Below are 10824 nucleotides of genomic sequence, written 5' to 3' on the forward strand. Positions count from 1 at the left end.
CTATAATTAACAATCAAATATTTATCTTATTCGAGATAAGAGAAAGCCGGACATGGACGATATAGAATAGAACACATTCTTAGCATTATGACTTTCTAATGTTTCGCTTTGTGAAATACTCCATGCGGCAGACAAACATTTCACATTCGCTTTCTGACACTCTTTTATATCCGAAACCGTATCTCCAATATACACGATTTCATCTGCTGACAAATGATAAGTATGCAGCAATTCTTCCAACGCTTCCGATTTGATATTTCTTTCCGCATTTCCAGTAACGGCCTTTGCAAAGCAACTTTCCATACTGAATTGCCGCAGTGTTATATCGCAACTTTTCGCTCCCTTACCGGTAATAAGCACTACTATAATGCCATTTTGCTTCAATAAGGTTATCAGTTCACGTATTCCCTCAAAAGGTTCCGGGCACATTGTTTTATGTAATGTTTTATAGATTAGATAAAAATCGTGCAACGCCTGTTGCTGATATGCTTCATCAACCACACATCTTATCATGCCTTCTTCATTCAGTCCAAATGTCTGTACTACTTCCTCGTCCGACAATTCACGTCCGGCATAGGGTTGTGTGGCTTCCTTAAAAGCCTGTATGCACATCGGCAAGGTATCGCCTATTGTACCATCCAAATCAAAAGCGACTAATTTAATCATGGCTATGCGAAGTATTGATTTTCCGAATTACCCTACATGGATTTCCTATGGCAAGACTATTTGACGGAACGGATTTAGTGACAACACTTCCCGCCCCGATGACACTTCCCCGACCAATGGTAACACCCGGCAGGATGATAACACCGCCACCAATCCAGCAGCCATCCTCAATGGTTACGGGCAAAGCATACGTGTGGCGAATATATTCTATACCATTTTGTTTTTCTACGGGTTCTAAACGTTCGTTCAGTTCCACCGGATGAGTAGCCGTATAGATTTGTACATTTGGAGCTATCAATACATTGTTTCCGATTGTGATTTTGTTGCAATCCACAAAGGTACATCCGGTGTTTATGCTGACATTGCTTCCTATACGGATATTACAACCATAATCACATATAAAAAAATGCCCTACCGAAACCTTTTCGCCAACGCTTTCAAACATTTCTTTCAATAATGCATACTTTTCCTCTTTACAATCATACGGCAATGAATTGTATTTCAGCAACAATTCATACGTCTTTCTTTTAAACTCCATAAAGACGGGAGCATGACAATCGTACCATTCGCCCGACAAGCATTTTTCCAATTCTGTTTTCATACCTACTCATGATAAAAGTTACTACTATCTTTCTATTTGTGGCAAAGTTATACATATTTATAAAATAAAATCTGTATTCTTTTTCTCTTTATTTGTATCTTTACACCTAAATAGCAGATTACATAAAATGAACAGGGAAAATCTACACCAACCGTTTGAAATTAGTTTCAGTGAACTGGACGAGTCGCAATTAAAGGAACATGACCATACGTTCTTTGAATTGGTCTATATTCTATCAGGTACAGGTGTTCAGTGGATAAACAATAATAGGTTTCCTTATCATGACGGACATCTTTTTATGATTACTCCCGGCGATATACATTCGTTCGACATTCATACTACCACAAAGTTTGTTTATATAAAATTCAATGACATCTATATTCATTCAGCAGTCTTCGGTGCGGAAAATATCCAACGGTTAGAGTTTATATTACAACACGCCAATCATCGCCCCGGCTGTATCTTACGCAACCAAACCGACAAGTTGCTGGTAAAACCTATGATAGAAGCGATTGTTCGTGAATACTTGAACAAAAAGATATATAGCAGTGAAATTATTACGCAGCTAATCAATACAATCGTGATTGTTGTCGCCCGTAACATTGCTTTGTTCCTACCTGAACAGATAGACGAGAATTCAGAAGAAAAGTCACTGAACATATTGCAATACATCCAGTCGAATATTTGCTATCCCGAGAAGATAAAAGCCAAAACGATAAGCCAACATTTCGGCATTTCCCCCAATTATCTTGGGAGATATTTCAAAAAGCAGACCAATGAAACCATGCAGCAATATATATTCAATTATAAAATGCAAATGGTGGAAAGCCGTCTTCTACACAGCGAAATGAGAATTAGTGAAATAGTAGAAGAACTTGGATTTACAGATGAAAGCCATTTGAACAAGCTATTCAAGAAATACAAAGATTGCAATCCAACTGATTTTAGGAAGAAGTATCGGATTTAATAGGGCTATTTTTTAGTGCAAGGTGCAAGTATATATCTATATATATAGCTTGCACCTTGCACTAACCTTAGAATGTTTATTTTCAACGGTTTGCATAATCCAAAAATAATGCGTACATTTGAACCCAAGATGTTGGCAGACAGACACCGGACAACAGCAGACAGTTTTTAAGGACTAAAGCGTGACGGATGCAAAGTCGAAATTTCTGAAAGCACTGATATTGAGGAAGAAATAACGTTTGGTTCATAACCCAGGCGGATCACCAAAGGAAGGTCTTCAGCAATGAAGGCCTTTTATTTTCAAAGACATTCACTGCTTCTGATGCTCAGTCAGTTATCTTTTCTTTTGAGGCAGTATATAAGGTGGTAACACCATCAAAAAAAACGAGAAAAAGCGACACACTTGGACGTAAAAAGCCCCCTCGGGACGGTTTTTGTGTTACCGTAGCTGTGTTACCAATCTCACAAATGTGTTACCATTATGAGTAAGTATGTAAGATTATTCTTCAACCGGAAGAAGAAAGCCACAACAACCGTGGCAGGAGCTATTGAAATCGTTGTTTGCTTACAGAGAGAACGCTGCTATTTCCATTCAGGGCACAATGTCACCCTCGACCAATGGGAGAATGGAATGGTGGTTAATCATCTGCGTGCCGTTGTTATCAATGAGGAAATCCAAAAGAAAGTAACAGAGTTCGAGCATATCCTTATAGCCATGCAGGTGAACAAGGATGACATGACTATCGCCCAATTCAAGACATACCTAAGTGCAGACGGTGGCAATCGCCGTAACTTTATGGCATGGCTCAGGGAACGTATCAATAATCGTCCGCTTCGCGAAGGAACTCGAAAAGGACATTTAACCACATACAAAGCACTTGAACGATTCGGAAAGTTCAAGACCTTCGATGATGTAACCTTGCAACATATCTATCAGTTCGACCTTTTCATAAGGGAGGAGCAAACCTGTACGATGAAAGGGAAGCCAATCATAAGAAGCCAGGCTGCCATCCACAACTATCACAAACGGTTTAAGTCGTATGTAGCTGAAGCTTTCCGTCTCGGACTTATCAAGGAAAATCCATACGAGCGTTTTCAAGATAAACGTGGGGAGAAAAGCGACCGTCCTCACCTCACCGAAGCACAAGTGAAAAAGCTAATCCGGATGCGGGAAGAAAGCACGGATGCCGTAATGAACAGGTATCTTGACTTCTTTCTCTTCCAGACTTTTACAGGCATGGCATATAGCGATGCCAAATCATTCGATTATGAAAAGCACATTGTCACTCTTGACGGCAAAGATTACATTGACGGACATCGTATAAAGACTGGAAACGAGTTTGTTACTCCAGTCCTGCCAATCACACGAAAGATATTGGAACGCAACAATTACAAGATGGAGATTACCTCCAATCAGAAATACAACCAGTTCCTCAAAGGCATCGGTTTGGCTCTTGATTGTTCTTTCCCCTTAACCACACATATTGCCCGCCATACATTTGCCTGTACGGTGGCTCTCGGACAGGGTATATCCAAAGAAGTGTTACAATTTATGATGGGACATACCTCAATAAAGACAACTGAAATCTATGCAAAGCTGCCGATGCAATATGTGTCGCAGAATATTGGGGATAAGATGTTCAGAGCGTGGAAGTAAAAATTCAAAAGGGAGATGATGAAAAACATCTCCTTTTTGTTTGCTATTTATGCAGATGGCAAATTAACGATAATCAATTGTCAAGGAATTTCTTACTACTGCTGAAAATCAATATTATATACAGTCCAAGAAACAAGCCGGGTACATTAACTCCCGGAAAACAACTTAAAGATGGTGACAAGGGTTCGATTATTTCAATTTCCTGACTATCTCCCTACATCCTTTCTCGATGGTATTGAAGCATGTGTAATATACCTGTGCTGACTGATAGTGAGGATCCGGGAGGTCTGAAGATTCTCCGAAACAGATGTCGTTAAATAATGCGATACAATTCCAATGTGATGGATCCAATAACCGTATCACTTCGGTCTTATGTTGCCTTGTCATAACAATGATTCGGTCTGCTGCATTAACCAATTCCGCAGTTATCATCACAGCCTTACCACCCATCGAATATCCATGCTCCGCCGCTATTTGACACATGATTCCTTCACGTTCTTGTCCGTATGGAACATCTGTTCCACATGACGACACCTCAATGTCCTCAAGATTCTTTTCTTGAATCATTTTTCTCAAAATGACCTCGGCAACTGCCGAGCGGCTTGCATTACCGGTACACACAAATACGATTTTCACTGGAGCGAATTTATTTATAAAATGAATATGTTACATTCCAGCCGGATCAACTTTTTGTTTTGAGCAATTGACAAGGAGAGAAGCCACTATGAAAAATATTCCCGTGCATACTACACCTGTCCACCCATAATGCTGCCAAGACAGACCGGAAACGAATGTACCGGCAGAACCACCCAAAAAGTAAATGGTCATATAAACGGTATTGATACGATTGATGGCAGATGCGTCAAGGGCGACTACGCTGGTTTGATTCGACAAATGGATGCATTGCATACCAGCATCAATCAGCAAGATAGCAATTATTATCCACAAATAGCTGTCATTCCCCCAAAATGCCAGTATCCATGCAGCCAACACTACACATCCTCCGGCAATAGAGAAGAACCTCGCACCATACTTTTGGACGTAGCCGCTGATGAAAACCACCGCGGATGCACCTGCCAGTCCACACAAACCGAGTGCTCCGATAATGTCGTCGCTAGCAAAAAAAGGTTCCTGTTTCATCCGAAAAGCAAGGCAACTCCACAAAGCGAAGAACGAGCCATATGCCAATGCCGCCCTCAGCGATGCTATACGCAAGTACGGGTATTGGGAGAGCAGGCGCAACAAAGATTTCATCAACCTTGCATAACTTTCTTGAGAACTGGCAGACAGCATGGGTAGCATCCTGTGAATCATCAGGAAGCATCCGAGCATAAACAAGCAAGCCACAAAATAGACGGAACGCCATCCCCATACGTCAGCCAGAAAGCCACTGAATACCCGTGAACCAAGAATGCCTATGAGCAGGCAAGATTGTATAATCCCTACGTTACGCACCTTGTGCGCAGGGGGTGAATAGTAAGATACTAACGGAATGAAAAATTGTGGCATAACCGAAGATGCGCCGGCAAGCAATGATGCGCCCCACACCCAATAGATGTTCGGGGCAAGGGCTATGGCAAGCAAGGCGCACGAAGATATGATATAATTGGTCAATATCAGCTTCTTTCGTGAGACCAAATCACCAAGCGGGATGACAAACACAAGTCCGGTCACATAGCCTATCTGTGTCAGTGTCGCTACCATGCTAGCAGAAAAGTCGTTTACCGTGAAATCTTTTGCCATGCTACCCAACAAAGGTTGGTTGTAGTAGCAGTTGGCAACGGAAAGTCCGGTAGCAACTGCCATCAGAGCCAGCAGAGGTACCGGAATGCCTTGGTTTTCCCTTAATTCATACTTCATTTGTCACCTCCTTTCAGTATGACACGACTTTCAATCCTATCAAGGATGCAATGAGCGTGAAGAGGAAGAAAAGCCGTATGGGAGTGGCAGGTTCCTTGAAAACGAATATCCCAATCAAAACCGTACCAACCGCTCCGATTCCCGTCCAAATGGCGTACGCAGTTCCCAAAGGCAAAGTCTGTACTGCTTTGGCAAGCAAAGCCATGCTCAGTACGGTAGAGACAAGGAAACCGCTTCCCCACAAATAAAATTCAACTCCTGATGCCGCTCTCGTTTTCCCTAAACAGAATGTGAGGCTCACCTCAAACAATCCTGCCAATAATAAGATTATCCAATTCATACCTATGATTTATTAAATTCGGGCGCAAAAATAAATAAGCAATCCCTAATAGCTTTTTGCATTTGGCAAAAACAGACTTTTCATTTGACAAAAAACATCTGTTTATTCTCGTTTCCATATGCTATTTTATAATTTTGCACACTAACAACAGCAATGAACTATGGATATAAAGGAAATCATCAACCAAAGATATGCCATGCCGGACGCATCTTTGGACAGGTTGCGACAATGCCTGACGGAAGTCTCATATCCCAAAGGATTCCGAGTATTGGAATGCGGCAAGGTAGAGAAAGACATCTTTTTCATTAAACAAGGCATTGTCCGTGCCTATACTTCGGTGGATGGGAAAGAAATTACTTTTTGGGTCGGCAAAGAGGGAGCGACCCTTGTTTCTATGAAAGGCTATGTAAATGACGAGCCGGGATATGAAACAATGGAATTGATGGAAGATTCCGTCTTATATGTATTGAAAAGGAAAAAACTGAAAGAGTTGTTTTCGGAAGACTTGCACATCGCCAATTGGGGACGGCGTTATGCGGAGATGGAGCTGCTTGCCACTGAGGAACGGCTGATTTCTATGTTGTCCGCTATCGCTTCGGAACGGTATAAGGAGCTATTGGAGAAAGAACCAGATTTGTTACAGCGATTGCCGTTGGGAAGTATCGCCACCTATTTAGGCGTAACGCAGGCAAGTCTGAGCCGGATTAGGGCAAAAGTAAGATAACTTCGAGCAAACAGTCAAAGCATAAATATCAAAAGTGCTACAAAGAAGCCAAAATATATGCTTCCCAAGCACTATTTTGAAAAGAGGATTGTGAAAAAAGGATTACAGGCTGACTCCTCCTCGTCCTCTATCAATCCTCCAATCATACCGACCTTCCGCGACATCGCCAACCTCGTTGAGTGTATGGCGATGTTTTATTTCATCAAAGGGCTGTCGGTGTTCCGCATAGTCACAGAGCCATGCGCCGACCGCTTTCTGCTGCTCGGTGGTCTCGCCGTAGCTCTGCATCACGCTCTTGATGTCGGCGGCTTCAGAGGGAGAGAAGATAGACTTGTACCGCTCCGTGGCGAAATGGATAATCGCTTCAACGGCTCGCCTGAACACCTCGCTTGCCTTGTAGAGAATATCTGCGATGATATTCAGAATATCCCGGCTCGATTTCAGTTCACCCTGCAACCGCTCTATGGTCTTGTCCTTCTCCGCCGTTGTCCGGCTCACCGCCATGCTGATGCGGTGCTGCTCCCCGGTCTTCTGCTCCTGAAGCTGTCGCAGAGCCGTGTCCCTCTCGGATTCATAAGTGTCAGCGATTGCCATGGCACTGTCCCGCTCCAGTTCGACCGCACGCTTCGCCTCGGTCAGTGCCTTCGTCCGTTTCGCCACCTCTTTCCTGACGGCATCGGGGAAAGATTCTTTGATATGCTCATTCTCGGCTTTCAGTCTCTCGTTCTCCTGCTCAATGGCTGCGTACTTGCCTTTGCCGAAAAGGTTGGCGATGCCGGACTTTATGCTGTCCGTGTTCTCCCGGTCAACCTCTCTCGCGCGTTCCTCCTTTTCGGCGATTTCGCTGTCAAGTTCCGCGCTGCGCCGCTGCTTCTCCTCGTTCCCGATCTGGAGTTTTTCATGTTCGGATTTGGCATTGTCCGTTTCACGGATCGCGGCATCCCTGTCGGCTTCGGCTGCTTCCTTTTCCGCCTTTACCTGTTCGGCTTCCTGCTTCTGCTTGGCAAGAATGAAGTCAGCGCGTTCAAGATGCTCCTTTCCCGTCTGCTCCTTTGAGCTGCCCCTTTCCATGTCAAGACACTCAGCCAAAAGCGTCTGCATGTCGCTCATGGCTTTCTCGTCCAGCTTGCAGGATTTGCCGGTGTCGTGGTTCATCCAGTCCCATACGATATGGGCGTGAAGGTTGGGCTTCCATGTGCCGGTCTCTCCGGGAGTGCCGTAATGCCCTTCGTCACGGTGGATGAAGATTTGCAGTGCGGTGATTCCCCACCGCTCCTTGCACACCTCGCAGAAATGCTGCAACTGCTCCAGCGTGGTATCATCCTTGATTACCACGACACCCTCTTTGAGCGGAGTGCTGCCGCGCACGATGGTCACCTTCCCGGTCTTCTTGTTCATACGCTCCCGGTCTTTGGTTTGCATCGCCCGACCTGTCTTTTCCTTTACCATCGCGGCTATCTGATTGTAGCGTTCCGACAGGGATGTGCCGCCGAAATCAGGTGCTACCCATGTCTCGTTTGCCGCCATGAGGTCGGTGCGGACATAGAACTTTTCCTTGCCGATATGGGCGAGGTATTCCACTGTCCGCCTGTTGTGCGCCTCGCTGCTTCCGATGTTGCAGGGCTTGATGTTGATTGATGTCTTCTGTGCCATAGGCATGATGATGTTTACAGATTTACAATAGGAAAAGGGTCATTAGGGCGGAGCCTTAATCGGAGGGTGCAGGGAGAGGGTCACTTCCTGCTCGGGGTTCTCAGGGGTCGAGACCTCTGAGCGGAGTTTCCAAAGAGAGGGTCACTCTTTGGTCAGGGGTGTTGGGGGCTGACAGCCTCCGACCGGGTTCTTAGGGCAGAGCCATAAGTGGGACGGGGCAAAGCCCAGCCCCTCGGGAGAGCCCACAACTACGGAAGCGAAGCGTGTAGTTATAGTGGGCTATATCTGGGCAAGCCCAGTATTTATCCATGCCGCAAATCCTCTCCTGCAAACACCACCAGCCGGGTAGTTGCCTTCAATCTGGAAAGGGTGCGTTCTCCATATTTTTCTGCCAGTTGTTCTTTGGTGCAGTTGGTATTTGCAATTAGAAATTTGCCTCTGCGTTCGCAATCATCCACGAAATCAGGGAACACGTTGAAACGGTTGCCGTATTCTTGAAACGGTTCCTCACGCCCTACATCGTCAATGATAAGTAAACGGTTCTGCATCACTTCGGTGTAATGTCGATTCATCTCACGCGCCAAACACATTGCCATAATTTTGTGAAGATAGTGTTGCATGATGCATGGAAGTATCTGTAAGCAAATGGTGGTCTTTCCCCTACCGCAGTTGCCCATACAGAACAGTCCAAGCCCTTTGTTGTCAGTTAACCAGTCTGCCACCTTATCATATTCTGGTTGCCATTTGTAATCACCGCCTAAGAAATGTTGCAGCCCTGCATTCAGCACCTCTTTTGCGTTGGGTAGATGAATTTGCAGCCGTTGTGGTTGCAGGCATATTTTCCGTTCCGCGAAATTGCGCACTGATGCACTGAAGTCTATCATGTCGTTTGAATTTGTGTTTACCATCCTGATATGTTTTTGAATTTGTTCGGATTATCTTCTGTCAATTTAACTCCCACTTGCTGAGGCGACAATGGCTTCTGCTTGTTTACTCTGCTACATTCTTTTTTCATCAGCCAATTCACAAAATGCTTTTGCGTATCGGTTATTGATTTAAGTTTTGTACCGCCTGTTTGCAGGTAGAGGAAAAAATCTTCAAGTCTCTTCCCTATGTTTGTTTCATCCAGTTTGATTCCCTGTTTGCCGAGATATTCTTTTATACGCATTATCCATTCCCTATCATCATATAAAATATTTTGTAGCCTGTCCAAAGGAAAAAGTTCTTCCATAGAGATAGTAGATTCATTGTCTGTAGTCTTAAGTGTCTTTATAATAGTTCCGTCTGCGGTCTCACATGATGTCACATCCACGGTTCCATTCTGTGTTCCATTTATAGTCACATTCTGCATTATCGAATCTTTCGACTTTATCAGTAATCCATAGCAGGGTACTATAGAATTGTTCTTTCCCTCTTCGTAAGTAATAAGTCCACGGTCTTGCAGTTTTTTCCTCAACCGGCAGAGCGTTTGACGACTGATGCCGAGATTATTGGTTATTCGCTGCGTGCTGCATCCAAAAGGATTGCGCCAATACAGGCGATTGGACTCCGACAGGAAAAAGAAATACAGTTGAGTTTCTTTTGCTGAAAACATCTGTACTTCATTCTCTCGCCAGAACTGCTTCATGTAATCAAAAGGATTCGCTTCCATGCCGTTTGCGATTAAGTAGGGCTGCATCCACTTCCAACTTACTAAAATAGAGATGCTTGGCATTGAGATGACAGGGCAACTGTTTACGCTGGCAACGCTTACGCACTGCATCAACCGACAGACCTAAATATTCTGCTACCTGCTTCACATTCATCACCACATCGGTATGCCTTTCCATACGTTGAACTACATCCTTCACTACTTTGATATAATTTTCCTGCTTCATGTCTTATTTTTTTAGAGTTAAATCCCTTCCGATTGTGGTACCTTCAATCAGGAAGTGACACAAAGGTACAGAGCTGGTCATGAGCAAAACAAATTTCAAAATAACTAAAGGCTGAAACTTAACGCTTATTATTATATGAAGGCGATTTCATACTCACTTTCATACTCTAACGCTATATTTCAATTAGTTACAGGAGAAATAGGAGAGACTATAATTTACGGAGAGAAGGAATGACCATTGCCGACCAAAAAGAAAGTAGAAGAAAAATAGCCACATAAAATGGGTTTTGTTTCAAAAGGAAACATTATCTTTGCAAAGAAGACGGACAAAGAGAGTCCGTCATGTGAGTTTATGAATATGTGTTACCACATTGTGTTACTCACTCAAATAGAACGCTGCAACTGAATATCGGAAGACTCTGATAATGAAAAGATAACGCTTGATATTCCGCCAATAAAAAAAGGCTCAATTCGGATACCA

General features: G+C 43.8%; 12 protein-coding genes. 3 read left to right on the forward strand and 9 right to left on the reverse strand.

The window, feature by feature from the left end:
- Window positions 1-21 precede the first annotated feature (21 nt).
- Both DW182_RS14195 and DW182_RS14200 read right to left on the reverse strand, forming a co-directional pair.
- Window positions 22-666 (reverse strand): HAD family hydrolase, encoded by a 645-nt coding sequence (locus tag DW182_RS14195; RefSeq protein WP_118295912.1) that lies wholly within the window; start codon window positions 664-666, stop codon window positions 22-24.
- Complete coding sequence (locus DW182_RS14200) at window positions 659-1267, reverse strand: sugar O-acetyltransferase (protein WP_055217599.1); 609 nt, start codon at window positions 1265-1267, stop codon at window positions 659-661. Before DW182_RS14200 ends, DW182_RS14195 begins: the two co-directional genes overlap by 8 nt.
- A 127-nt stretch (window positions 1268-1394) precedes the next feature.
- Between DW182_RS14200 and DW182_RS14205 the strand changes: the two genes are divergently transcribed.
- Window positions 1395-2234 carry an AraC family transcriptional regulator gene (locus tag DW182_RS14205; protein WP_055217598.1) on the forward strand — a complete coding sequence of 280 codons (840 nt, stop codon included), beginning with the start codon at window positions 1395-1397 and terminating at the stop codon, window positions 2232-2234.
- Between the two features lie 480 nt (window positions 2235-2714).
- Complete coding sequence (locus DW182_RS14210) at window positions 2715-3890, forward strand: site-specific integrase (protein ID WP_118295913.1); 1176 nt, start codon at window positions 2715-2717, stop codon at window positions 3888-3890.
- 189 nt (window positions 3891-4079) lie between these two features.
- Here the strand turns inward: DW182_RS14210 and DW182_RS14220 are convergent, their stop codons facing one another.
- From DW182_RS14220 to DW182_RS14230, 3 genes are read right to left on the reverse strand one after another with little or no spacing between them, the layout of a single operon-like run.
- On the reverse strand, window positions 4080-4526 hold the full coding sequence (locus DW182_RS14220) for a hypothetical protein (RefSeq protein WP_118931239.1): 447 nt from the start codon (window positions 4524-4526) through the stop codon (window positions 4080-4082).
- Window positions 4527-4556: 30 nt separating this feature from the next.
- Window positions 4557-5750, reverse strand: coding sequence for an MFS transporter (locus DW182_RS14225; protein WP_118295916.1), 1194 nt, complete (start codon window positions 5748-5750; stop codon window positions 4557-4559).
- A gap of 13 nt (window positions 5751-5763) precedes the next feature.
- Complete coding sequence (locus DW182_RS14230) at window positions 5764-6090, reverse strand: multidrug efflux SMR transporter (protein WP_118295917.1); 327 nt, start codon at window positions 6088-6090, stop codon at window positions 5764-5766.
- A gap of 160 nt (window positions 6091-6250) precedes the next feature.
- On the opposite strand from DW182_RS14230, the gene DW182_RS14235 reads away from it, so the two are divergent.
- Window positions 6251-6814, forward strand: a complete 564-nt coding sequence (locus tag DW182_RS14235; protein WP_118295918.1) for a Crp/Fnr family transcriptional regulator — start codon at window positions 6251-6253, stop codon at window positions 6812-6814.
- Between the two features lie 102 nt (window positions 6815-6916).
- Here DW182_RS14235 and DW182_RS14240 read toward each other — a convergent pair whose 3' ends face one another.
- The 4 genes from DW182_RS14240 to DW182_RS14255 form a co-directional block, all read right to left on the reverse strand.
- A complete protein-coding gene (locus tag DW182_RS14240) occupies window positions 6917-8467 on the reverse strand; it encodes a mobilization protein (protein ID WP_118295927.1) in 1551 nt (516 codons plus the stop codon).
- A 302-nt stretch (window positions 8468-8769) separates the two neighbouring features.
- Window positions 8770-9375: a hypothetical protein gene (locus tag DW182_RS14245; RefSeq protein WP_118295919.1), complete on the reverse strand. Its 606-nt coding sequence runs from the start codon at window positions 9373-9375 to the stop codon at window positions 8770-8772.
- Entirely contained in the window at window positions 9369-10118 is a 750-nt protein-coding gene (locus tag DW182_RS14250) for a MarR family transcriptional regulator (RefSeq protein ID WP_118295920.1), read from the reverse strand. The genes DW182_RS14245 and DW182_RS14250 overlap by 7 nt, the downstream gene beginning before the upstream one ends.
- Window positions 10099-10344 carry an AlpA family transcriptional regulator gene (locus tag DW182_RS14255; protein WP_118113047.1) on the reverse strand — a complete coding sequence of 82 codons (246 nt, stop codon included), beginning with the start codon at window positions 10342-10344 and terminating at the stop codon, window positions 10099-10101. The genes DW182_RS14250 and DW182_RS14255 overlap by 20 nt, the downstream gene beginning before the upstream one ends.
- Between the last annotated feature and the right edge of the window lie 480 nt (window positions 10345-10824).

This window comes from Bacteroides sp. AM16-24 (assembly GCF_003471885.1).
GTDB lineage: Bacteria > Bacteroidota > Bacteroidia > Bacteroidales > Bacteroidaceae > Bacteroides.